1 protein-coding gene is annotated in these 326 nt (G+C 63.2%); it reads right to left on the reverse strand.

All coding sequences use genetic code 11. The annotated features are described in order from the left end of the window. A partial coding sequence (locus tag B3797_RS00070; RefSeq protein ID WP_311790026.1) for a PDZ domain-containing protein occupies positions 1 to 326 on the reverse strand: 326 nt, incomplete at both ends.

Below are 326 nucleotides of genomic sequence, written 5' to 3' on the forward strand. Positions count from 1 at the left end.
CGTCGCGCAGCAGGCCGAGCTGCAGTTTGGTGCCAATCGGCAGCGAACCGACTTCGGCGCGCAGCGCGGCAAAGCTGCTCAGCGGTTTGCCGTTCATCGACACCACCACGTCGCCTGCTTTCACGCCCGCTTTCGCCGCGGCTGAGTTCGGCAGCACCTGGCTGACAAAGGCGCCGCGCTGGGCATCGACCTTCATCGCTTTCGCCAGCTCTGAGTTAAGCTCGGCACCCAGGATACCCAGCTCGCCGCGTTTCACCTGACCATACTCCACCATCTGGCCGGTCAGGTTTTTCACCATATTGCTCGGGATAGCGAAGCCGATGCCG

It is taken from the genome of Pantoea sp. UBA5923 (assembly GCF_002431095.1).
In the GTDB taxonomy this organism is placed as follows: Bacteria; Pseudomonadota; Gammaproteobacteria; order Enterobacterales; family Enterobacteriaceae; genus Pantoea; species Pantoea piersonii.